We start from the raw sequence: 23,262 nt of genomic DNA, 5'->3' as shown, positions 1-23,262 counted from the left end.
CCGCCCGACTGGGCGAGCTGCGCACCAAGGTCCCGATCAAGGCGGCGGTGGACATCGCCGCCGAGATCGAGTCCACCGGGCACAGGGTCGCCGACCTGGTCGGCGACCACCGCCTGCTCGACACCTTGCGCAGGGCCCTGACCACCGCGGACAGGCTGGTCGAAACCCTGCGCCACCTCCACGACGCCTTGGTCAAGACCGCCACTCACCACGGCGCGGGCAGTTCGACATCGGCACCTGCCGAAGCCCGACCACCCGCGCTCCCCAAACCGCCCGTGCCAGGGCGGACGCACGGACAGTGGGTCGACCGGAACGGGGACACGGTGGCACTGGTGAACGGCAAGAACGGCGCCTACTACGAGACCGCGAAGGAACAAGCTCGGCGACTCGGGTTGACTCAGGGCAGGCCCACCGGCGAAGCCGCCATCGCACGGCACGTGGAGGTGCAGTTCGCCTGCCGGATGGCTGCGGAGGGGCTGCGCGACGAGACGATCGAGATCAATCGCCCGGTGTGCGGCACCACGCCGAATGATCGGGATCGCCCGAACACCTGCGATCGCTGGCTCGACCACTTCCTGCCCGAAGGAAGCACGCTGACGGTGAAGGACGGAACCTCTCCAGAGGGCCGCCGCTACAGGGGACGGACGCGGACATGACGATCGAAGTCGGCTGGGGCATCGACCACGCGGACGGCACGTTCGGCGGGGATCGGATGTCGCTGCGCACCGCGGCCGATGTGGAGGAGTTCGTGCGGCGGTTGGGTGGCGACGGCGCCGGGGTGGCGTGGGTGAACCACAAGGGACGGTCGCTGTGGAACGCCGAGCTGGGAATACCCGACCACGAGGTCTTCGCCGCGGTCTATGCCGGGTTCGGGTACTTCAGCTACCAGGACCCAACAGTGGACAAGTGCTACCCGGTCGGGCTCCCCGACTCCCCCGAGGTCGAGTACGACGACGATGACTTCCCACCCGGGTCCGGGGTCAGCACAACGCTGCTCACCCGAGCGGTAGCGGAGTTCCTGGCCACCAAAGCCCGCCCAACCTGTCTCGACTGGACTAGTTGAGCCCTGCCGCCTTCGTCGCGTAGGCCGCGGCTCCGCTGTAGACGTCGCGGCCGTATTTCAGGGATTCGTTGTAGGTCAGGATTGCTTTCCACCAGCCTTCGCCGGTGGCCAGGTTGCCGCCGCTGGCGCAGAGGTAGTGGGCGGCGGTCAGGGCGGCGTCGTCCACGTCTTGGGGGTTGGGGGTGGCGCCGTCGTCGCCTGCGCGGAGGGCGTAGCGCTTCCAGGTGCTGGGGAGGAACTGCATCGAGCCGACCGCGCGGTCCCACTGCGCGTCGCCGTCGAGGGTGCCCTTGTCCGTGTCGGGGATGGCCTGCACGCCCGGGGACCCGTCCAGGGGGACGCCGATGATCGGTTCGGACAGCTTGCCGTCCTCGGCGATCGCGGTCCCGCCGTACCGGCCGTGGTGCGACTCGACGCGGCCGACGCCCGCGAGGGTGTTCCAGGTGAGGCCGCAGTCCGGGGCGCGTTCGCGCATGTCCGCCTCGGCGTTGAGGTACGCGATCAGCGTGCGGGCCGGGATGTCGGTCTGCTCCGACAGCCGCCGGGCCCAGTCCCGCTGGTCGACGCCCGCGGGCACGCCGACCGCGGGCGGCACCGGGGTGTCCCGCGCTACGTCCAGCGCGGGCACGGTGAACCGGGGCCGCGGCGGCGGGGGCTTGGCGTCCTTCGACGCCGCGATCACCCACACCGCGGCCGCCGCCGAGGCGAACAGCAGTGCGACCACCGCCAGCCGCAGCACCACCCGCAGTCCCCGCCGCCGCGGCGGCTCGGGGGCCGGGTGCAGGGCGAGGGACAGCGTGGTCGGCTGGGGGGTCGGGGAAGCGGCCACGAAATCAGGCTACGTGCTCACCGCGGCGCGCCGCCCCAGCCCAGGTCGATTGGGCCTTTCGCACCCGCGCTGACCAGCCCCGACTCCGCCGAAAAGCACAAACCTCACAGAGAGTCCGGTATCGACTACCGAACCGCCTGCAGGGCGTAGATGAACGGCAGCCGGGGCGCCTCCTCCGGGAGGGCGAACCAGCCGCCGTCCGAGGTCATGGTCGACCAGCGCGGCCACGGCAACTGCTCCGTCTCCCGCAGCCTGGTGATCCGCAACCCGGCGTCGACCAGGGCGTTCACCACGTCCCCGAGCCCGTGCTGCCACTCGTAGGACACCTTCGCCACCGTCAACTCCGGACCGTCCGTGTAGGTCCGGCTCGCGTCCCGCTCGACCGGGCCGCGGCCGGACAGGTAGTCGTGGCGCAGCAGCAGGGCCTCGCTGCCGTCCGGCGGCGGGACCGGGCTCAGCGCGTTGAGCAGCGGGTGGAACTCGACCACGTACACCTGCCCGCCCGGCCGCAGCAGCGCCGCCACCTGCTCGGCCCACGCCGCCAGGTCGGGCACGTAGCAGAGCGCGCCCTTGCCCGTGTAGACCACGTCGAACCGCTCACGCCCCAACGCCTCCGCCGCGTCGTGCACGTCCGCGTGCACGTACGCCACGGACACACCCTTGTCCGCCGCGATCTCCCGCGCGGCGCGCACCGACTCCGCCGAGATGTCCAAGCCGACCACGCGCGCACCGCGGGCCGCGATGGCCACGGTCTCCGCGCCAATGTGGCACTGGAGGTGGGCCACGTCCCGACCGGCCAGGTCACCGAGGTCGTCCCACTCGAACTCGGCGAACCAGACCTCCGGGTCGCGGTTGGGCACGTCGTAGAACTGGGACGCCACGTGGATCGGGGTGCGGGCGTCCCAGTTGGCCTCGTTGGCCGCGATCATCCGGGCGGTGTCGGAGTCGAATTCCATGATCGTGATCATTCCCGCCACCGCCCGGTGACCGCGACCTACAACGGGGGCAAGTCCGGCGGCTGCGCGGCCGGGGAGACGGCCAAGCGCTCCAAGGCGATCTCGATGGCCTTGTCCAGTTGTGGATCAACGCCTGCCGCGTGGTCCTGGGGACGCATGACGACCTCGACGTCCGGGTCGACGCCGTGGTTCTCCATGCCCCAGCCCGTGCCCTCCATCCAGGTCGCGTACCGCGGTTGGGTCACCAGCGTGCCGTCGATGAGGTGGTACCGCATGTCGATGCCGACCACCCCGCCCCAGGTCCGGGTGCCCACGACCGGCCCGATGCCCAGCGCCTTGATCGCCGCGTTGACGATGTCGCCGTCGGAGCCGGAGAACTCGTTGGCCACCGCGACCACCGGACCGCGCGGCGCGTCGACCGGGTACGTCTCCTCGTAGTACCCGTCCCGCGCGCGGCCCCAGCCCACGATGCGCCTGCTCAGCTTCTCCACGACCAGCTGCGACAGGTGCCCGCCGCGGTTCTCCCGCAGGTCGACGATCACCCCGTCGCGGCGCATCTCCATCCGCAGGTCGCGGTGGAACTGGGCCCAGCCGAAGGCGACCATGTCCGGCACGTGCAGGTACCCGACGCGGCCGTCGGTCGCCGAGTGCGTGTGCGCGCGCCGGTCGGCCACCCACGCCTGGTAGCGCAGCGGCATGTCGTCGAGCAGCGGCACGACCACGACCCGCCGCGGCGCGCCGCCACCCTTGGGTTCCACGGTCAGCTCGACGGGCTTCTCCGCCGTGCCGACCAGCAGCGTCGCGGGCCCGCGCACGGGGTCGACCGCGATCCCGTCGACCGCGACGATCGCGTCCCCCTCGCGCACCCCCACGCCGGGCGCGCGCAGCGGCGAGCGGGCCTTGGGGTCCGAGCTCTCCCCCGGCACGATCGCCGAGATCCGCCACGCGCCGTCCGCGTCGCGCACCAGGTCGGCACCGAGCAGCCCGAGCCGCCGCCTGCCGTCCGCGCCCGCCTGCTGCGGCAGCACGTACGCGTGCGAGGTGCCGAGTTCGCCGTTGACCTCCCACAGCAGGTCGACCAGCTCGTTGTGCGACCCGAGGGCGTCCACCAGCGGCCGGTACCGGTCGAGCACCCCGGCCCAGTCGACGCCGTTCATGTCCGCGCGCCAGAAGTGGTCGCGCATCAGGCGGCCGGACTCCTCGTAGGCCTGCCGCCACTCGGCGGCCGGGTCGACGCGCACCCGGACCCGGCTCAGGTCGACGGAGATGTTGTCCTCCGAGCCCTCCTCGGAGTCGGGTTTGCGGTCGGCGGGGACGACCCGCAGGCTGCCGCCGTCGCGCACCACCAGGCGGGTGCCGTCGCCGCTGGGCCACACCTCGTCGAGGCCGTCGATCAGCGTGTCGGCCTTGCGCTTGGCCAGGTCGTAGCGCTCCAGCACCGAGCGGGGCGCGGCGGTGCCCGAGTCGTCGAGGTCGTCGCCGAGGGTGCCGGTGAGCGGGTCGCGCAGCCAGGTCACGCCGCCCTTGACCGCCAGCAGCCGCCAGTAGCGGGCGGCGGGCACCGGGAAGGCCACGACCCGGTCGGCGATGCCTTCCAGGTCCACCGACGTGCGCGGGGTCTTGGTGCCGGAGTCGTCGGAGTCGTCCGAGTCCTTGTCGTCGTCCGGGTCGCCGAACGCGCGGCCCTCGCGGACCGGGGCGAACGGCGACGGCGTGGTCGCGGCCAGCGGCACCAGGTAGGGCCGGATGGCGTTGGCGAAGGACAGGTCGAACACGTGCGAGTCGTAGATCGGGTCGAAGCTGCGCGACGACAGGAACGCGATGTGCTTGCCGTCGAGGGTGAACGCGGGGTCGTGGTCGACGAACCGCAGCGGGGTCACGTCGACCACGGCCAGGCTGGTCGTGTCGACCATCCGGATGTGCCGCAGCGGGTTCGGGCCGGGGTGCGACCAGGCCAACCAGGTCGAGTCCGGGGAGAACACCAGGTCCTTGGGGTCGCCCTCGCTGACCTTGGCGATCTCCCGGACCTCGCCGTCGTCGACGTCGACCAGCAGCAGCCTGCCGTCGTGCGTGGTCACCGCGACCCGGCGGCCGTCCGGGGCCGCCGCCAGCTCCAGCACCCGACCCAGCTCGCCGGTGGCCACCCGGCGCGGGCTGACCCCGGGGTCGCGCCCCTCGACGGGACCGAACTCCAGCGCGTCCTCGCCGTCGGCGTCGGTCACCCAGACCGCCTGGCCGGTGGTGCCCAGCACCGCGGGCACCCGGGCGCGCACGCCGGGCTCGACCGACAGCGCGCGCACCGGCCCGTCGCGGTGGGTCACCCAGTGCACGGTGCCGCGCACCTCGACCGCGCTGGCCCGGCCGGTGCGGTCGACGCCCGCCCAGCCCAGGTTGCGACCGGCGGCGACCGGGCGGACCTGGCGCGGGTTGCGCGAGCCGCCGAGGCGCACCTCGACCTTGCGCGGCGCGGAGTCCAGGTCGTCGTGCAGCCACACCTCGCCCGCGCGGTGGTAGACCACGCGGGTGCCGTCGGTGGTGGCGTTGCGGGCGTAGAAGCCCTCGTGGTCGGAGTGCTTGCGCACGTCGGAGCCGTCGTGCGCGCAGGAGTAGAGGTTGCCGACGCCCTCGTGGTCGGAGAGGAACGCGATCCGGCCGCCGACCCACAGCGGGCTCACCAGGTGTCCGTCCACTTCGGACAGGATGCGGTGGAAGTCGCCGGTGCCCCGGTGGTCGACCCAGACCTTGCCGGTGGTGCCGCCGCGGTAGCGCTTCCACCAGGCGGGTTCGCGGGAGAACACCGAGCCGAGCAGCACCCCGCCCGCGGCGTTGAGCTCCAGCGAGGCCAGCGGGCCGTAGGGCAGCGGCTCGGCGGGGGCACCGTCGAGCGGCACCGCGTACGCCCACGTGCCCCGGGTGGAGGACCGACCGGTGGAGGTGCGGGCCGTGACACGGCCGTCCGGGGTCCAGCCGGTGACGGCGGTCCCCACGTCGCCCCAGTAGCTCAGCCGTTCACTCGGACCGCCCTCGACCGGCGCGACGTGCACCTCCGGCTCGACGTCGCGGGTGCTGCTCCAGGCCAGGTGCGCGCCGTCGGGGGAGAACCGCGGGTTGGTCACCGGTACCTGGTCGGCCGAGAGCCGCCAGGCCCGGCCACCGGCCGCGGGCGCCAGCCACACGTCGTCCTCGGCGACGAACGTGATCAGGTCCGCGTGCAGGTGGGGGAATCTGAGGTAGGCGTCGGTCACGTGGTCAAAGCTAGCCACTGACACCCGGGCCTGCCGCCACTTTTGACCGCATGCCCTGCGGGACCCGCCAAGTGTCGTAACCCGCACCCGGACGGGACGGGCGAAACCCGACCGGTAGGCCCAGCGGGTACGTCCATTCCGGACCCCCCGTTGAGCCGGTCGGCAACCAACCGACCATCCCACCAAAGAGTGAAAACGGGACCAGGGTCCGCTATCCGCCCACGGAGGGCCAAAAGCGGCGCCAGGCGTCGTGGTCCATCCGCGCGGGATCGACCCCCGCGGCCCGCGCCGCGGACTCGGCGGCGCGCACCCGGTCGGCGAACCGGCGGGCCACCCGGCGGAGGTCGTCCTCGGGGTCGGCGCCCGCGAGCCGGGCGGTGGCCGCGGCGTGGAACAACCGGGCGCCGACGCCCTGGTCGCCGTCGTCGAGCAAGTCGGCGGGCAGGCCCGCGCGGGAGGCGCGGTGGACCAGCTTGGCCGCGAGCGCGACCGCGGGCTGCCCGAGCGCCACACCGTCCACACTGGACTCGCGCTGCTTCTCCCGCTGCTTGAGCTCGTCCCAGCGGTGCTCCTGGGTGGTCGCGTCGCGCACCGCGGGGTCGCCACCGGCGAACACGTGCGGGTGCCTGCCCACCAGCTTGGTGACCAGGGTGTCGGCGACGTCGTCGATGCCGAACGGGTCGGCCGGGTCCTCCTGCGCCACCCGGGCGTGGAAGAGGACTTGGAGCAGGACGTCGCCGAGTTCCTCGCGCAGCGCGGCGCGGTCGCCGTCGTCGATGGCGTCGAGGAGCTCGTAGGACTCCTCCACCAGGTACCGGCGCAGCGAGTCGTGGGTCTGCTCGGCGTCCCACGGGCAGCCGCCCGGCGAGCGCAGGACGTCCATCACCCGCGCGGCGGCGACGAGGCCGGCGCCCGGGGTGCGCAGCACGGGCACGCCCGCCGCCACCAGGGGTTCGGCGGCGGCCAAGTCGTCGGTGAGCACCACGACCGGAGCGCTCGCCGCCTCGTCGACCACGTCCGCGGGCGCGGGGCCGTCACCGGCCGCCGGGTCCGCGCCGCCGAGGGTGTAGACCCGCTTGGCCGCGCGCAGCAGCGGCAACGCGGCAGCGGGCAGGGTCGCACCATCCCGCAGGCGGACCGTCTTGGCGGACTCGACCAGCACGACGGCGGAACCGGGGTGCGGGGTCGCCCGCCGGGTCACTGGGCGGGCGCGTTCTTGACCGGGATGACCACGCCGCTGGCCTCGGCCGCGCTGGGCGCGATGTCCATGCCGGTCTCGTCCCAGACCCCGTACCGGGGGCTGATCTTCACGCCGACCTCGGCGAGCAGCGGCTGCAGCAGGCGCGGCCCGAGGGACTGCGCGGTCTGCGGGTCGGCCTTGGCCTTCTCGTCCGGCTTGGCGTTGGTGTCGCGCTTGCGGATCAGCGCCACCACCCAGTTCGCGTTCTCCGGGTTCGGCCGGAAGGCGACCACGGAGTTCTCGGGGGCGCCGAAGAGCACGGTGCCCGCGATGTCCGAGGCGGCGGCCGGGGTCAGGGTCTCGGCCTTGGCCGCCTGCTCACCCGCCGCGATCTCCGCGTCGATGAACGCGTCGGCCTGCTTGAGACCCTCGGCGAGCTTGTTGGCCTTGGCGACCGCGGCCTCGCGCACCGCGCCCTGGCTCTGGTCCTGGCTGACCGCGGTGACCAGCACGAAGTCGAAGGTGACCGACAGCTTGGTCAGCTCCCGGTCGCCGATCTCGCCGAGCAGCAGGAAGTCCCGGGCGACCTGGTTGCGGTCGAGCACCTTGGTGACGGCCTGGCGGCTGATCACCTGCGGGCTGACGCCGCCGTCGACCGGCAGCTCCTGGAACGAGTCACCGATCTGCCCCGCCACCTCGGCGACCTTGGCCGGGTCGACCGTGAGGTTCGCCTTGGCCGCGTAGCGCTCGATCAGCTCGTGCTGCACCAGCTGGCGCAGCGCCTCGCGGGAGAGCAGGTCGAGCTTGCGCTGGTCGGCCAGCACCCGCGCGGCGGGCTCGGCCTTGACGGCCTGCTGGACGAGGTCCTGGACGCGGTCGACCGAGATGGTCCGGTCACCGACGACGGCGGCGGCGTTCACCTGGCTCGGCCCGGTCGCGCAGGCGCCGAGCGCCAGCCCGACGGCGGCGAGCAGCGCGACGAACGGTCCCCGGCGGCGGGTGGCGGCGATGACGGTGGTCACAGTGACCAAGCCTCTCACAGCACCCCCGCCGGGTGGACGCGCACCCGCTCGTGTTACCCGCCGTGACCGGCGACGAGTCAGGCGAAGGCGCCACCCGACCTAGCCAGACCACCACCACCGCGAGATCGCGCCGGTCTCGCCGACTGTGCGGTTCAAAGGCGATCTTGCCGCCGAGGCGGAGCCGAGGCCGTGTTACCGCTAAGGGCGTTTGCCAGCTCGTCGCGCAAGACAGTGCTGTCGGCCGGGGTGAGGTTGACCCATTGCCTGCCGTCGGCGCGCACGGTGCGCAGCAGCGCGTAGCGGCCGTCGCCCGCCACGTCGAACCAGAACAGCGACGGACCGCGCCCACCCGCGGCGGTGACGCCGAGCTGGCCTGCGCGCAGCCGGCGCGCGCACAGCAGTTCGGTCAGCACCGGCACCCGGTCGGCGTGCTCGGCCCGCCAGGAACCGCCTTCGCGGCGACCGGCGCGGTCCGCGGGCAACTCGGCGACCACGGCGGCGGCCAGCGCGGCGGTCGCGGCGGACCCGCCCGCGGCGATGCCCGCCGACATGCTCGCGGTGACGTCGCCGTCGCGGACCAGGACGTCGCCGCCGACGTGCTCGCTGGGGCCGGGCTCCTGGGTGGCGACGACGGCGCGGCGGCCGACCCGGGCGGCCAGCACGCGGTGCGGCGAGTCGGACCCGTCCTCGGCCATCCACACCGAGTCGACGGAGACCTCCGGGGCGTGCAGCATCCGCAGGCAGGTCTCGAGGTCGGGGTCGAGCTTGTCACCGCGGCCGAGCACCCCGTTGGCGCGCAGCCGGGCGCGGACCCGGTCGGTGACCACGGCCTGCTCGCGGCCGGTGAGCCCGGAGCGGGCCACCTGCAGCGGGTACGGGAAGGCCTCGATGCCGAGCTGGTCCCACACGTGCCCGAACTCGTCCGGGCCCAGGGTCCAGCCGAGCTGGGTCGTCAGGCTCACCACTGCTCCCCGATCACGGGCGGTGCGGCCGGGCGACCCGCGCCGAGCACCTCGTCGAAGTCGGTCACGATCCGGTCCGGGCGCGCCCGTCGGGCCGGGGCGGGGCGCCGTAGCGGACACTCTCGCCGCCGCCGTCGCCGCGGTAGGGCCGAACTGCCCTGGTGGCGTGGTCACCGTGCGTATCCCCTCGGACCTCGGGAGCGCGTCCACACCCGTGGACGTTGCCCACCCACCAACCACGCAAGTCCTCATGAGACTGTCCAACTGGAACTCAAGTACGGCGGCGGCGGGGCAAACGGGTGCTTGCCCTTGACGTCGCCGAAAACGCGAGGCGCGTTACGAATCAATCGGAACGGCAGTTGGCCTGCTAACCGCAAGTTTCACTTTGCACGCCTACACGCGGCGACTTTCACGATCACCGCAGCGAGCGCGATCTCGCGGATCAGCCGACCGGGGCGGGAGTCACTTCCAGGGAGGAGAGGAACTTCACGCACCAGTCGAGCAGGTCGCGGTCGCGCAGAACCGGGGCGCCGATCCGGCCGCCCGCGCCGCCCTCGGTCGGCCGGGGCACGGTGACGGTGTTCGTCACGGCCTTGTGGGTGGCCTTGGGGTGCAGGCGCTTGAGCCGGACCAGCTGGGAATCGCGCAGCGGCAGCGGGGCGAAGCGGACGAGGCTGCCCTGGGCGATCACCTCGGTCACGCCGTGCGCGCGGCACTGCTGGCGGAACCGGGCGACCGCGAGCAGGTTGACCACCGGGACCGGTGGCTCGCCGTAGCGGTCCTGCAACTCCTCGCGGACCGCGTCCAGCGTCGCCTCGTCCGGGGCGGCGGCCAGCTTGCGGTACGCCTCCAGGCGTAGGCGTTCGCCGGGGACGTAGTCGTGCGGGATGTGCGCGTCGACCGGCAGGTCCACGCGGACCTCCGCCAACTCCTCCTCGTCCTCCGCGCCCGGGGCGCCCGCGTGCTTGCGGAACGCCTCCACCGCTTCCCCGACGAGGCGGACGTAGAGGTCGAAGCCGACACCCGCGATGTGACCGGACTGCTCGGCGCCCAAGATGTTGCCCGCGCCGCGGATCTCGAGGTCCTTCATGGCGACCGCCATGCCCGCGCCCAGTTCGGTGTTCTGCGCGATGGTCGCCAGGCGGTCGTGCGCGGTCTCGGTGAGCGGGGACTCCGGCGGGTACAGGAAGTACGCGTACCCGCGCTCCCTGGCGCGACCGACCCGGCCGCGCAGCTGGTGCAGCTGGGCCAGGCCGAGCATGTCGCCGCGCTCGACGATCAGCGTGTTGGCGTTGGAGATGTCCAGGCCGGTCTCGATGATCGTGGTGGACACCAGCACGTCGTGCTCGCGCTCCCAGAACCCCTGGATGATCTTCTCCAGCCGTTCCTCGTTCATCTGGCCGTGCGCGGTCACCACGCGCGCCTCCGGGACCAGCTCGCGCAGCCTGCGCGCGGCCTTCTCGATGGAGGAGACCCGGTTGTGCACGTAGAAGACCTGGCCGTCGCGCAGCAGCTCGCGGCGGATCGCGGCGCCGACCTGCTTGTCGTCGTAGGCGCCGACGTAGGTCAGGATCGGGTGGCGGTCCTCCGGCGGGGTCAGGATGGTCGACATCTCGCGGATGCCCGCCAGCGACATCTCCAGCGTGCGCGGGATCGGGGTGGCGGACATGGTGAGCACGTCGACGTGCGTGCGCAGCGACTTGATGTGCTCCTTGTGCTCCACGCCGAAGCGCTGCTCCTCGTCGACGATCACGAGGCCGAGGTCCTTGTAGCGCAGGCCGGTCTGCAGCAGCCGGTGCGTGCCGATGACGATGTCGACCGAGCCGTCGGCCAGGCCCGCGACGGTCTGCTCGGACTCCTGCGGGTCGGTGAACCGGGACAGGCCCTTCACCGTGACCGGGAACGAGTGCATGCGGCCCGCGAAGGTGTTGAGGTGCTGCTGGGCCAGCAGGGTGGTCGGCACCAGCACCGCGACCTGCTTGCCGTCCTGCACCGCCTTGAACGCCGCGCGCACCGCGATCTCGGTCTTGCCGTAGCCGACGTCGCCGCAGATCACCCGGTCCATCGGGACGCCGCGCATCATGTCGGCCTTGACCTCGTCGATGGCGGCGAGCTGGTCGGCGGTCTCGGTGAACGGGAAGGCGTCCTCCAGCTCGCGCTGCCACGGGGTGTCCGCGCCGAAGGCGTGGCCGGGGGCGGCCTGGCGGGCGGCGTAGAGCTGCACCAGCTCGGCGGCGATCTGCTTGACCGCCTTCTTCGCCTTCGCCTTGGTGTTCTTCCAATCCGACCCGCCGAGCTTGTTCAGCGTCGGCAGCTCGCCGCCGACGTAGCGGGAGACCTCGTCGAGCTGGTCGGTCGGCACGAAGAGGCGGTCGCCGGGCTGGCCGCGCTTGGAGCTGGCGTACTCCAGGACGAGGTACTCGCGGGTCGCGCCCGCCACCGTGCGCTGGACCATCTCGACGTAGCGGCCGATGCCGTGCTGCTCGTGCACCACGTAGTCGCCCGCCTTGAGCGCCAACGGGTCCACGGCGTTGCGGCGGCGCGACGGCATCTTGACCGTCATGTCCTTTGTGGACGTACCGTGTCGGCCACCGGTCAGGTCGGTCTCGGTGATCACGACCAGGGCAGAGCCGGGTGCGGTGAAGCCGTCCTCGATCGCGCCGCACACCACCGTGACCACGCCCGCGCGCGGCGGCTCGGGCAGGCCGTCCTCGGCGAACACCGCGGACACCTCGGCGTCGGCCAGCTGCTCCACCGCGCGCTTGGCGGTGCCCGCGCCGGGCACGACGAGCACGGCGGCGCCGCCGGTGGCGGTGTGCGCGCGCAGGTCGGCGAAGGCGCGGTCGACCTCGCCGCGGTAGGACTCGACGGGGTGCAGGTCGAGGGTGACCGCGTCCGGGTCGGGGGTGGTCAGCTGCGAGAGCGTCCACCACGGGTGCTCGCCGTCGCGGGCGTGCGCGGCCACGTCGGCGAGGTCGCGGTAGGCGGAGGCGCCCAGGTCGATCGGGGCCTTGCCGCCACCGGCGGCGGCCATCCAAGAGGCCTCGAGGAACTCCTGGCCGGTGCGCACCAGGTCGTGCGCGCGGGTGCGGATCTTCTCGGGGTCGTTGAGCAGGACGTGGGTGCCCGCCGGGACGACGTCGGTGAGCAGCTGCATCTCGCCGGGCAGCAGCGCCGGGATCAGCGCCTCCATGCCCTCGGACGGGATGCCCTCGGCGAGCTTGGCCAGCATCTCGTGCAGGTGCGCGTCGGACTGGTGCAGCTCGGCCAGCGCGGCGGCGCGGTCGCGGACCTCGGCGGTGAGCAGCAGCTCGCGGCACGGCGGGGCGGTGACCTCGGCGACCTCGCCGGGCAGGGACCGCTGGTCGGCGACGGCGAACGGGCGGATCTCGCTGACCTCGTCGCCCCAGAACTCCACCCGGACGGGGTGCTCGGCGGTCGGCGGGAAGAGGTCGACGATGCCGCCGCGCACCGCGAACTCGCCGCGCTTCTCGACCATGTCGACCCGCGCGTAGGCCAGGTCGGCGAGGCGGGCGACGACGGAGTCGAAGTCCTGCTCCTCGCCGGTCTTCAGGTGCACCGGGGCCAGTTCACCCAGACCGGGGGCCATCGGCTGGATCAGGCTGCGGACCGTGGCGACCACGACCTTGAGCTGCCCGGCCGGGTGCTCCTCCGGGTGAGCGAGCCTGCGCAGCACGGCCAACCGCGCACCGACCGTGTCCGCGCGCGGGGACAGCCGCTCGTGCGGCAGCGTCTCCCAGCTCGGGAACTCGGCCACGGCCCCGCGGCCGAGCAGGTCGCCGACGACCGACACCAGGTCGGCGGCCTCCCGACCGGTGGCCGTGATGGCCAACACGGTGACCTCCGCCGCGAGCGCGGCGGCCACCAGCGGCCGCGCGGCGACCGGACCGTGCAGGGTCAGCGTCGGCGCGCCGACCGCGTCGGCGACCGCGGTCGCGGCGGGGTCGGCGAGCAGGGTTTCGAGCAGGCCGTGCAGCTTCGCCACGAGACGGGTGTCCTTAGAACGCGGTCCAGGGGTGGTTGGGGGTGCGCCCAGGGGGCGGGTCCCAGCCTACGGCGTACCCACGACAGGCGTCGCCGACATATAGCCTCCGCCCCGTGGCACTCGAATGGTGGACACCGCTGGCCGACCGGCTGGGGCTGGCGCGGGAGCTGGGACCGGTGCTGGTGGGGCGGTGGTCGGAGCCGCACCGCCGGTACCACGACTTGGACCACCTGGTGGCGGTGCTGACCGCCGTAGACCGGCTGGCGGCCCACGCGGACGACCCGGACCTGGTCCGCCTCGCCGCCTGGTACCACGACGCGGTCTACCAGGGGCGACCGGACGACGAGGAGATGAGCGCCCGCCTGGCCGAAACCGAACTGCCCCTGGACGCCGCGTCGACCGCGGAGGTGGCCCGCCTGGTGCGGCTGACGCGCGGGCACCGGACCGCACCGGGAGACCGCAACGGCGAAGTCCTCTGCGACGCAGACCTCACCATCCTCGCCTCGGACAACTACGAGGCGTACGCGACAGCCATCCGCACCGAATACGCCCACGTCCCGGACGACGCCTTCCGCGCGGGACGAGCGGCGGTCCTGCGAGACCTCCTGGCCCTACCCACCCTCTACCGCACCCCGCACGGCAGGGCCGCGTGGGAAATTCCCGCCCGCGCCAACCTGACCGCCGAACTAGCCACGTTGACCGCCGAACCTGGTCCATCGGACGGCTAGCCCACCGGCAGATCTGGATGGTGCGCCGGTCTTGCAGGAACGGCCGTGATCTCGGCCGGTGGTCTATCTCGACCGGTGTTGGGCCGAGCACGGTGCGTGCTCGGCCCAACAAAACATCGATGGGCGGTTGTGCCGATCAGGTCTTCGGTTTGTGCTGTAGTCGGGTGTTCATGGGAGTTCCGCGCGGGCGGCCGTGGCCGGACGGCCGCCGTGGTGGGCTTACGCGGGTGTGATGCGGAGCAGTTTGTCGTCGGTGGATCAGAAGCGGGGCGTGCGCTTCTCCAGGAAGGCGGCCACTCCCTCCGCGTAGTCGGTGCTGGCCGTGGACGCCGCGTACATCCGCACGACGTCGTCGTCCTCGTCGTGGCGGCCAGCGACCACGCGTCCCACGATGTCCTTCGCGCCGCGGATCGTGACCTGGGAACGCGATGCCATGACCAAGGCGAGTTCGGTGGCGCGCTTGTCCAGCAGGTCGGTCGCGTGCAGTTCGTTGACCAACCCGATGCGCAGGGCCGTGGGGGCGTCGATGATGTCGCCGGTGAACAGGATCTGCTTGGCCCAGGCCGGACCGACCGCGTCCACCAGCTGCTTGGTCGACGGCAGCGTGAACACGATGCCGAGCTTGGCCGGAGTGATGCCGAAGCGGGCGTCGGCGGCGGCCAGCCGGATGTCGCAGGCCAGTGCCAGCTCGCAGCCGCCGCCGATGCAGAAGCCGGTGATCGCGGCGATGGTCGGTTTGGGCAGGTCGGTCAGCGACTTCACCGCGGCCTCGATGGCGGCGGCGTAGCGGCGCGCACCGTCGGCGTCGCCGCGCACGGTGGCGAACTCGCTGATGTCCGCGCCCGCGGAGAAGGCGTCGTCGGCGCCCCGGATGATCAACGCCCGGAGACGGTCGTCCGCGCGGACGCGGCGCGCGATGCCCGGCAGCGCCGACCACATCTCGAGGCTCAAGGCGTTCTTCTTGTCCGGGCGGTCGATGGTGAGGGTCGCGACCGCTCCGTCGCTGGTCAGGTTCAGGTGCTCGCTCACCCGGACACGGTATCCGGGTCCGGTTCGCCGCACGCCGGGTTCGGCACCACTGGGAATGGCCGGTTTCGGACCCGTTCGGTACGAGGTCCCGATGTGGGGCATTCTTGCGGGTATGCGCCGAAACACGCTGATAATCGCGTCCGCGTTGGTGGTGCTCGCCGGGTGCGCCTCGGCGGCGGTCGTGTCCGCCGAGCCAGGCGGGACGGGTCCGGCCCCCGTTCCCGCGAGCGCGCCCGCCCTGACCGTGGAGACCGTGGCGAGCGGTCTGGTCCACGGCTGGGACGTGGGTTTCCTGCCGGACGGCAAGGTGCTGGTGACGCAGCGCACGGGAGAGATCGCGCTGCTGTCGTCGGCCAGGCCAGGTGCCACGATCACCAGGCTCAAGGCGGCCACCCACACCGTGCAGGTGCGCGGTGAGGGCGGCCTCATGGGTCTGGTCGTGCACCCCGACTTCGCTACGACACGCGAGTTCACCACTTGCCAGACGCACCAGGAGAACGGCCAGCCGGTGGACATCCGGCTCGTCACCTGGCGGCTGACCGAGGACGAACTCGTCGCCACGAGGGTCAAGGAACTGCTCACCGGACTACCGCTGTCGTCCGGTGGCAGGCACTCCGGTTGCCGCACCACGATCGGGCCGGACGGCTCGCTGCTGGTCGGCACCGGCGACACCGCGCAGCCCACCGCTGCCCAGGACAAGAACAACCTGGGCGGCAAGGTGCTGCGGATCGATCTGAAGACCGGGAAACCGTTGCCGGACAACCCGTTCCCGGGTTCGCCGGTGTACAACTACGGCCACCGCAACGTCCAAGGGGTCGCGGTCCGCAACAACGGCCAGGTGCTGACCGCCGAACACGGACCGGACAACAACGACGAGGTGAACCTCTCGATCCCCGGCGCCAACTACGGCTGGGACCCCTCCCGCGGCGGCACCTCGACCCGGTACGACGAGTCGGTCCCGATGACCGACCGGACCCGCTTCCCCGACGCCGTCCCCGCCAAGTGGGAATCGGGCGCCACCACCGAGGCCATCTGCGCCGCCGCGTTCGTCAACGGCCCCAAGTGGGGCACGCTCGACGGCGCGCTGGTCATCACGGCGCTCAAGGGCGCCAAACTCATTTTCCTCACCCTCAACGACAAGGCCGACGTCACGTCGGTGACCATCCCACCGGAGTTCACCAACAAGTACGGCCGCCTCCGCGCCGCCCGAACCGGCCCCGACGGATCCCTGTACGTCACCACGTCCAACGGCACCGACGACAAACTGCTCCGCATCACACCCGCGTAAGCCCACCACGGCGGCCGTCCGGCCACGGCCGCCCGCGCGGAACTCCCATGAACACCCGACTACAGCACGAAATGAAGACCTGATCGGCACAACTCCGGTCGAGGTAGACCACAGGTCGAGATCACGGCCGTTCCTGCAAGACCGGCGCACCATCCAGGTTGGACAGCCCGTTCCAGGCCAGGTTCACCAGGTGGGCGGCCACCTCGACGTTCGCCGGTTTGCGGGCCTCCAGCCACCACTGACCCGTGAAGGCCACCATGCCCACCAGGGCCTGGCTGTACAGCGCCGCCAGCTTCGGTTCGTACCCGCGCTTGGCGAACTGCACGCCCAGGATGTGCTCCACCTGGCTGGCGATGTCGTTGAGCAGGCTGGAGAACGTGCCCGTGGCCGTGGCCACCGGGGAATCCCGCACCAGGATCCGGAACCCGTCGGTGCTGCCCTCGACGTAGTCCAACAGGGACAGCGCGGCCCGTTCGAGCAGCACCCGGGGGTGGGCGTCCTCGGAAAGGGCGTGGGTCATGCCTTCGAGCAGGGTGCGCATCTCGCGGTCCACGACGACCGCGTAGATGCCCTCCTTGCCGCCGAAGTGCTCGTACACCACGGGTTTGCTGACGTGCGCGCGGTGCGCGATCTCCTCGACCGACGCGCCGTCGAAGCCTTTTTCGGCGAAGAGGGCGCGGGCGACGTCCAGGAGCTGTTGCCTGCGTTCCTTGCCGGTCATCCGCACCCGCACGGGTGCTTCCGGCTCCGCTCTTCTCGCCGCCACCGACCCAGCCTAGGGGTTCGGGCCAACCGGAAAACGCGGGCGGCCCGAACCCGCTCGGCTACTTGGTGACCGCGAGCTTGGCCAGGCGGGCCTCGCTGGGCCAGCGGACGTCGGTGACCCAGCCGAACTTCTCGAAGATCCAGATCAGTCGGGCCGAGGTGTCGATCTGGCCGCGCTGGACGCCGTGGCGGGCGCAGGTGGGGTCGGCGTGGTGCAGGTTGTGCCAGGACTCGCCGAAGCTGAGGATGGCCAGGGGCCAGAAGTTGGCGGCCTTGTCGCGGCTGGCGAACGGGCGCTCACCGATCATGTGGCAGATCGAGTTGGTCGACCAGGTCACGTGGTGCAGGACCGCGACCCGCACCAGGCCCGCCCAGAAGAACGCGGTGAACGCGCCCCACCACGACCACGAGATCAGGCCGCCGATGACGCCGGGCAGGACCAGGGTCAGGCCGGTCAGGTACGGGAACAGCTTGTTGACCCGCTGGATGTCCGGGTCGGCCATCAGGTCGGGGGCGAAGCGCTGCTTGTTGGTGGTGTCGTGGTCGAAGATCCAGCCCATGTGCGCGTGCCAGAAGCCCTTGGTCAGCGCCCACGGCGAGGTGCCGTAGAGCCACGGCGAGTGCGGGTCGCCCTCGCGGTCGGAGAACGCGTGGTGGCGGCGGTGGTCGGCGACCCAGGTGATCGGCGGGCTCTGCACCGCCATGCTGCCCATGACCGCGAGCACGATCTTCAACGGCCGCTTGGCCTTGAACGACCCGTGGGTGAACAGCCGGTGGTAGCCGACGGTCACGCCGAGGCCGCTCCAGTAGAAGAAGAACACCGCCAACGCCACGTCCACCCAGCCGATGCCCCAGCCCCACAGCAGCGGGACGGCCGCGACGAGCGCGGCGAACGGCACGAGGATGAACACGTACACCGCGATCTGCGTGGCCAGGTTGCGCCTGCCCTCGATGATCGGTTTGGGGCCCTTCTTGTCCACTCCCGCGTCAGCGTCGAGCGTGCTCGTCATGGATGTCCTTCCCGAAACCGGTCGGAGTCGGCCTCACCTACGGTGCCGTAACTTACGACAGCGTAAGGACTGGACCAGCGCCCGCGCCAGTACCTCCGGCAGGCGTACCCACCGGGAGATTCGACACAACCCGACGAACGGGTGGGACTCGATTCGCCACCGACCGGAACGCACCGCACCCGAATCGCCCCGGTGCGTAACACCGTCGTGGAGCTTGTGATGCCGCTAACACCCGAACGGACGCGACCGGAGTCCAATCGCGCGGGTACTGCTGCCCGCACCACCACGCGCATGCCACGATGTTCCCCACTGTGAGCGAACACCGCGCACGGTCCGCCGTGGTGTAAAGGCAGCACCTTGGATTTTGGTTCCAATGGTTCAGGTTCGAATCCTGGCGGCGGAGCACGGTCACCGGGTACCCCCCGAAGCACGGGTGTCCGGTTAGACCCGTCGACCACCTCCGAGCAGGACAACCGGAGAAGCACAGGGGGGTGCCGCGGGCCACGTGGACGACGAGCAGCGTGACGACACCGAACTGCCCGCGTTGGAGGAGCGCTCCGACGCCTGGCTGGTCGGCCGCGCCCGGGAACTGCTCGCGGTCATCCAGGTCAGCCCGGTGCTCGAGCGGGTCCGGCACACCGCGGAGGTCGACCGCCTGCTCGCCGAGGCGCAGCACCGCGGCGAGCCGCGCATGGTGGCCCAGCTGCTGCGCTCCGCGGTCGCCGTGCGGGTGGTCAACAACGAGCTGGCCGACTCCGCCGAACCGCTGCTCGACGAACTCCTCGCGCACACCCGCAGGCACGGCCTGGTGGTGCTGCAGGCCGACGCGCACGCGCTGCGCGGGCGCAGGCTGCTGCTCGCGGGCGCCGAGGACGCCGCGCTGAGCGAGGCCGCGGTCGCGCTGGCCATGCTGGACGAGGACATCACCCCCGACGCCCAGTTCGGCGGCCGCAACTGGGACATGATCATGGCCGCCACGCTGATGGACATCGGCACCGTGCTCACCCAGCTCGGCGTGTACGAGATCGCCGACCAGGTGATGAACCGGGCGAACAAGAGCATCCGGGCCAGCGCGGGCCCGCACCTGATCTCCGTGCACCTGATCAACCGGGCCCGGCTGCTGGTCGGCTGGGGCCTGCGGCTGGAGCGGATCAGCGAGGACGAGCGCGCCGCCGAGCGCTTCGCCACCGCGGCGGCCATCGCGGTCGCGGTGGAGGCGCCGTTCCGCGAGTCGCTGTTCCCCCGCGACGCGCACCTGGCCGCCGCCGACCAGAACCCGGTCATCGGCGCCGCCCTGGCCCTGGCCCAGCCGTCCGGCACGCACATCGAGCGGCTGCGCGGCCTGACCGAGTCCCGCCGCTACCCGCGCGAGCTGGTGATCGTGGCCATCGCGCTGGCCCGCTGCCTGGAGCACGAGGGCCGCGAGGAGGAAGCCGTCGAGGTGCTGGGCAAGGCGCGCGCGCTGATGTACCACGAGGCCGCCGAGCCGACCCTGCGGTTGTGCCTGATCCGGGAGTACGCGCGGCTGTCCGGACCGGACGGCGGCGAGCGCACCACCAGCGCGCTGGAGCACTACGCCACCGAACTGGAGGCCCAGCTCTGGGACATGCGCGAGTCCCGGATCGCCACGCTCAACACCCGCCGCGAGCACGAGCGGCTGTCGCGGATGCACGGCACCATCACCCGCCAGGCGCTGCAGGACCCGTTGACCGGCCTGCCCAACCGGCGCGCGCTCGACGAGCGGCTGGAGACCCTGGCCTCCTCCCCCGCCAACCACCCGCTGGCCATCGCGCTGGTCGACCTCGACGGCTTCAAGGGCGTCAACGACCGGATGTCGCACGCCGAGGGCGACGACGTGCTGCGCGTCGTGGCCAGCACCCTGCGCGACGCGCTGCGCGGCAGCGACATGGTGGCCCGCTACGGCGGCGACGAGTTCATCGTGCTGCTGCCCGGGGCGCCGCTGACCGCCGCCGAGGCCGCGCTGCGCCGCGCGATCAACGCCGTCTCGGGTTTGCCCAAGGACCTCTCGCACGGCGTGACGCTGTCCATCGGCGTGGTGTCGCTGCGCCCGCAGGAGACCGCGGTGCGCGCGCTGGCCCGCGCGGACGCGGCGATGTACCAGGCCAAGCGCGGTGGCGGGAACGACATCGTCGCGATCAGCGGCAGCGACGCGGACGAGGCGGCGGAGAACCGGTCCGGCCACGGCGCCGACCAGGGCGGCGGACACCGCGCGGGCAACGGGAAGCACCGAAGCGCCCACAGTACCGATGGCGACCGGCAGGCCAAGGCGGACGACCCGGGATGGGTGCTGCGCGAGGCCACGTAGGATCGGCCCCCGGCCGGCGTCGTAGGAGCGATCACCTGCCCGCGAGCGACCGTGCCTCCAACTGGTTTGAGCCGATACCAGGATCGTTGAGCCACATGCTAGGGAGTGCGATGTCGCGAACCACCCCCGATCGGGCACGTCCGGGCCAGGTCACCACGGTCATCCTGGCCGCGGGGGAGGGCACCCGGATGAAGTCGGCCACCCCCAAGGTGCTGCACCCGGTGGCCGGGCGGCCGCTGGTCGAGCACGCCGTGCGGGCCGCCGCCGGGCTCAAGCCGGACCACCTGGTCGTCGTGCTCGGGCACGGCCGCGACGCGGTCGGCGCGCACCTGGCACGCGTCGCCGAGGCGCTGGGCCGCGAGGTGACCACCGCGGTGCAGGAGACCCAGGACGGCACCGGCCACGCGGTCGCCTGCGGGCTGGCCCCGCTCGGCACCATCACCGGCACCGTCGTGGTGACCTACGGCGACGTGCCGCTGCTGGACACCGCGACCCTCGACGCGCTGCTGGCCGAGCACGCCGAGCAGGCCAACGCCGTCACCGTGCTGACCGCCCAGGTGCCCGACCCGACCGGCTACGGCCGGATCCTGCGGGCCGAGGACGGCACGGTGCGGGCGATCGTCGAGCACAAGGACGCCACCGAGGAGCAGCACGCCATCGACGAGGTCAACTCCGGCGTCTACGCCTTCGACGCCGAGGTGCTGACCGACGGGCTGTCGCGGCTGTCCACCGACAACTCCCAGGGCGAGCTGTACCTGACCGACGTGCTGGCCATCGCCCGCGGCGACGGCCGCCGGGTCGGCGCCCTGGTGTGCGCGGACCCGTGGCTGGTCGAGGGCGTCAACGACCGGGTGCAGCTGGCCCGGCTCGGCACCGAGCTGAACCGCCGCGTGGTCGAGGGCTGGATGCGGGCCGGGGTGACCGTCGTCGACCCGGCCACGACCTGGATCGGGCTGGACGTGGTGCTGGGCCGCGACGTGCTGGTCGAGCCGAACACCCAGTTGCGGGGAGTCACCGCCATTGGGGCCAATTCCGTCATTGGACCGGACACCACGCTGACCGACGTCACAGTGGGTGAGCAAGCCTCGGTCGTCCGGACCCAGGGAGCGAGCGCGGAAATCGGCGACGGCGCCACCGTCGGACCCTTCGCCTACGTGCGGCCGGGCACCCGGTTGGGGATCAAGGGCAAGATCGGGACGTTCGTCGAGACCAAGAACGCGCAGATCGGGACCGGTTCGAAGGTTCCACACCTGTCCTATGTGGGTGACGCCACGATCGGTGACCACAGCAACATCGGTGCGGCTAGCGTGTTCGTCAACTACGACGGGGTGAACAAGCACCACACAGTTGTCGGCTCCCATGTGCGGATGGGGTCCGACAACATGTACGTGGCACCGGTCACTGTTGGTGACGGGGCGTACAGCGGTGCCGGAACCGTCATCCGGCGGAACGTGCCGCCGGGTGCGCTCGCGGTCTCCGGTGGTGCGCAGCGCAACGTCGAGAACTGGGTGGTCAGCCGCCGCCCGGGCACCGCGGCGGCCGAGGCCGCCGAGCGCGCCCAGCGCGCACAGCAGGACGCCGACCAGGGCGCCCACCAGGACGCGGTCAAGACGAACAGCGAGGACGAGACCCCATGAGCATCAAGACCGGGACCCCGAAGAAGAACCTCATGCTGTTCTCCGGTCGCGCGCACCCGGAGTTGGCCGAAGAAGTGGCCAAGCACCTGAACGTGAGCATCACCCCGCAGTCGGCGTACGACTTCGCCAACGGCGAGATCTTCGTCCGGTTCGAGGAGTCGGTGCGCGGCTGCGACGCGTTCGTCATGCAGAGCGCCTCCGCGCCGATCAACCAGTGGATCATGGAGCAGCTGCTCATGGTCGACGCGCTCAAGCGGGCCAGCGCCAAGCGCATCACGGTGATCATGCCGTTCTACCCGTACGCCCGGCAGGACAAGAAGCACAAGGGCCGCGAGCCGATCTCCGCGCGGCTGATCGCCGACCTGTTCAAGGTCGCGGGCGCGGACCGGATCATGACCGTCGACCTGCACACCGCGCAGATCCAGGGCTTCTTCGACGGCCCGGTGGACCACCTGTTCGCGCAGAACATCCTGGCCCGCTACATCAAGGACAACTACCCCCAGCAGAACATCGTCGTGGTCTCCCCCGACGCGGGCCGCACCAAGCTCGCCGAGAAGTGGGCCAACGACCTCGGCGGCGTACCGATCGCGTTCATCCACAAGACCCGCGACCCGCTCAAGCCCAACGAGGTCGTGGCCAACCGGGTGGTCGGCGAGGTCGAGGGCAAGCTCTGCGTGGTCATCGACGACATGGTCGACACCGGCGGCACCATCGCCAAGGCGGTGCGCCACCTGCTCGACGAGGGCGCCTCGGACGTGGTCATGGCCGCCACCCACGGCGTGCTGTCCGGCCCGGCCCGCGACCGGCTCTCGGAGTGCGGCGCCCGCGAGGTGGTGTTCACCAACACGCTGCCCATCCCGGACGAGAAGCGCTTCCCGGGGATGACCGTGCTGTCCATCGCCCCGCTGCTCGCGCACGCGATCCAGCAGGTGTTCGAGGACGGCTCGGTCACGTCGCTGTTCGACGGCGACGCCTGAGTCGATTTTCGCCCACCACCCACCCCCCACGTCCCCGCCCGGCGTCGTCCCCGGTTTGGAGGGCCGCGAGCGGGGCCGTTGAAACCCGCGCAGACGCCGCCGTCCGACCAGTCGACAAGCGTCGTTAACCGGCCGGTCACCTCAAGAATCAGCCAGCAGCCGCGCGTGGGGCGCACCCCCGGGTTCGCCCCACGCGCGGTGCGTGCGTAAACTATTCGAGTTGCCTCGGCGAGGCGGGC

General features: G+C 71.9%; 17 protein-coding genes and 1 tRNA gene. 8 read left to right on the top strand and 10 right to left on the bottom strand.

Annotation, left to right across the window (positions count from 1 at the left end; genetic code table 11):
• Positions 1–47: 47 nt before the first annotated feature.
• Positions 48–656, top strand: a complete 609-nt coding sequence (locus V5P93_RS04015) for a DddA-like double-stranded DNA deaminase toxin (RefSeq protein ID WP_219823914.1) — start codon at positions 48–50, stop codon at positions 654–656.
• Positions 653–1,063 carry an Imm1 family immunity protein gene (locus V5P93_RS04010; protein WP_104477199.1) on the top strand — a complete coding sequence of 137 codons (411 nt, stop codon included), beginning with the start codon at positions 653–655 and terminating at the stop codon, positions 1,061–1,063. The genes V5P93_RS04015 and V5P93_RS04010 overlap by 4 nt, the downstream gene beginning before the upstream one ends.
• Here V5P93_RS04010 and V5P93_RS04005 read toward each other — a convergent pair.
• From V5P93_RS04005 to mfd, 7 genes are all read right to left on the bottom strand, one after another.
• Complete coding sequence (locus tag V5P93_RS04005) at positions 1,056–1,892, bottom strand: lytic transglycosylase domain-containing protein (protein ID WP_245931062.1); 837 nt, start codon at positions 1,890–1,892, stop codon at positions 1,056–1,058. The two genes, V5P93_RS04010 and V5P93_RS04005, sit on opposite strands and share 8 nt — an antisense overlap.
• A gap of 125 nt (positions 1,893–2,017) precedes the next feature.
• On the bottom strand, positions 2,018–2,848 hold the full coding sequence (locus V5P93_RS04000) for a class I SAM-dependent methyltransferase (RefSeq protein WP_104477785.1): 831 nt from the start codon (positions 2,846–2,848) through the stop codon (positions 2,018–2,020).
• Between the two features lie 38 nt (positions 2,849–2,886).
• Positions 2,887–6,093 (bottom strand): S41 family peptidase, encoded by a 3,207-nt coding sequence (locus V5P93_RS03995; protein WP_104477201.1) that lies wholly within the window; start codon positions 6,091–6,093, stop codon positions 2,887–2,889.
• Between the two features lie 211 nt (positions 6,094–6,304).
• Positions 6,305–7,255 carry a MazG family protein gene (locus V5P93_RS03990; RefSeq protein ID WP_219823920.1) on the bottom strand — a complete coding sequence of 317 codons (951 nt, stop codon included), beginning with the start codon at positions 7,253–7,255 and terminating at the stop codon, positions 6,305–6,307.
• Between the two features lie 35 nt (positions 7,256–7,290).
• The gene (locus tag V5P93_RS03985; RefSeq protein WP_181043323.1) at positions 7,291–8,295 is read right to left on the bottom strand and encodes a SurA N-terminal domain-containing protein; all 1,005 of its coding nucleotides are present in this window, start codon (positions 8,293–8,295) and stop codon (positions 7,291–7,293) included.
• 152 nt (positions 8,296–8,447) lie between these two features.
• Positions 8,448–9,257 (bottom strand): ESX secretion-associated protein EspG, encoded by an 810-nt coding sequence (locus tag V5P93_RS03980; RefSeq protein ID WP_181043324.1) that lies wholly within the window; start codon positions 9,255–9,257, stop codon positions 8,448–8,450.
• Between the two features lie 442 nt (positions 9,258–9,699).
• Positions 9,700–13,254, bottom strand: coding sequence for a transcription-repair coupling factor (gene mfd, locus V5P93_RS03975; protein ID WP_104477787.1), 3,555 nt, complete (start codon positions 13,252–13,254; stop codon positions 9,700–9,702).
• A gap of 122 nt (positions 13,255–13,376) precedes the next feature.
• Between mfd and V5P93_RS03970 the strand changes: the two genes are divergently transcribed.
• The gene (locus tag V5P93_RS03970) at positions 13,377–13,991 is read left to right on the top strand and encodes an HD domain-containing protein (RefSeq protein ID WP_104477209.1); all 615 of its coding nucleotides are present in this window, start codon (positions 13,377–13,379) and stop codon (positions 13,989–13,991) included.
• A 258-nt stretch (positions 13,992–14,249) separates the two neighbouring features.
• Here V5P93_RS03970 and V5P93_RS03965 read toward each other — a convergent pair whose 3' ends face one another.
• Positions 14,250–15,020, bottom strand: coding sequence for an enoyl-CoA hydratase/isomerase family protein (locus V5P93_RS03965; protein ID WP_104477211.1), 771 nt, complete (start codon positions 15,018–15,020; stop codon positions 14,250–14,252).
• 112 nt (positions 15,021–15,132) lie between these two features.
• Between V5P93_RS03965 and V5P93_RS03960 the strand changes: the two genes are divergently transcribed.
• On the top strand, positions 15,133–16,308 hold the full coding sequence (locus tag V5P93_RS03960) for a sorbosone dehydrogenase family protein (protein WP_104477213.1): 1,176 nt from the start codon (positions 15,133–15,135) through the stop codon (positions 16,306–16,308).
• A gap of 121 nt (positions 16,309–16,429) precedes the next feature.
• Here V5P93_RS03960 and V5P93_RS03955 read toward each other — a convergent pair whose 3' ends face one another.
• Both V5P93_RS03955 and V5P93_RS03950 read right to left on the bottom strand, forming a co-directional pair.
• Positions 16,430–17,029, bottom strand: coding sequence for a TetR/AcrR family transcriptional regulator (locus V5P93_RS03955; protein WP_104477789.1), 600 nt, complete (start codon positions 17,027–17,029; stop codon positions 16,430–16,432).
• A gap of 103 nt (positions 17,030–17,132) precedes the next feature.
• Positions 17,133–18,083 (bottom strand): acyl-CoA desaturase, encoded by a 951-nt coding sequence (locus V5P93_RS03950; protein ID WP_104477215.1) that lies wholly within the window; start codon positions 18,081–18,083, stop codon positions 17,133–17,135.
• Between the two features lie 332 nt (positions 18,084–18,415).
• Between V5P93_RS03950 and V5P93_RS03945 the strand changes: the two genes are divergently transcribed.
• The 4 genes from V5P93_RS03945 to V5P93_RS03930 all read left to right on the top strand — a co-directional run bounded on the left by V5P93_RS03945 (position 18,416) and on the right by V5P93_RS03930 (position 23,023).
• Positions 18,416–18,486 (top strand) — tRNA-Gln (locus tag V5P93_RS03945).
• 102 nt (positions 18,487–18,588) lie between these two features.
• On the top strand, positions 18,589–20,409 hold the full coding sequence (locus tag V5P93_RS03940) for a diguanylate cyclase (protein WP_104477217.1): 1,821 nt from the start codon (positions 18,589–18,591) through the stop codon (positions 20,407–20,409).
• Between the two features lie 110 nt (positions 20,410–20,519).
• Entirely contained in the window at positions 20,520–22,046 is a 1,527-nt protein-coding gene (glmU, locus tag V5P93_RS03935; RefSeq protein WP_104477219.1) for a bifunctional UDP-N-acetylglucosamine diphosphorylase/glucosamine-1-phosphate N-acetyltransferase GlmU, read from the top strand.
• Positions 22,043–23,023 (top strand): ribose-phosphate diphosphokinase, encoded by a 981-nt coding sequence (locus V5P93_RS03930; protein ID WP_104477221.1) that lies wholly within the window; start codon positions 22,043–22,045, stop codon positions 23,021–23,023. Before glmU ends, V5P93_RS03930 begins: the two co-directional genes overlap by 4 nt.
• Positions 23,024–23,262 lie beyond the last annotated feature (239 nt).

This window comes from Actinokineospora auranticolor, from assembly GCF_041897805.1.
In the GTDB taxonomy this organism is placed as follows: domain Bacteria; phylum Actinomycetota; class Actinomycetes; order Mycobacteriales; family Pseudonocardiaceae; genus Actinokineospora; species Actinokineospora auranticolor.
Note: the sequence above shows the minus strand (reverse complement) of the source record. Positions and strands in the feature narration are given on the sequence as shown.

Excerpts from the sequence above, each read along its gene's own strand:
- V5P93_RS04010 (WP_104477199.1), top strand. The coding sequence starts at position 653 with ATGACGATCGAAGTCGGCTGGGGCATCGACCACGCGGACGGCACGTTC.
- V5P93_RS04000 (WP_104477785.1), bottom strand. The coding sequence starts at position 2,848 with ATGGAATTCGACTCCGACACCGCCCGGATGATCGCGGCCAACGAGGCC.
- V5P93_RS03960 (WP_104477213.1), top strand. The coding sequence starts at position 15,133 with ATGCGCCGAAACACGCTGATAATCGCGTCCGCGTTGGTGGTGCTCGCC.
- V5P93_RS03955 (WP_104477789.1), bottom strand. The coding sequence starts at position 17,029 with ATGACCGGCAAGGAACGCAGGCAACAGCTCCTGGACGTCGCCCGCGCC.
- V5P93_RS03950 (WP_104477215.1), bottom strand. The coding sequence starts at position 18,083 with ATGACGAGCACGCTCGACGCTGACGCGGGAGTGGACAAGAAGGGCCCC.
- glmU (WP_104477219.1), top strand. The coding sequence starts at position 20,520 with ATGTCGCGAACCACCCCCGATCGGGCACGTCCGGGCCAGGTCACCACG.
- V5P93_RS03930 (WP_104477221.1), top strand. The coding sequence starts at position 22,043 with ATGAGCATCAAGACCGGGACCCCGAAGAAGAACCTCATGCTGTTCTCC.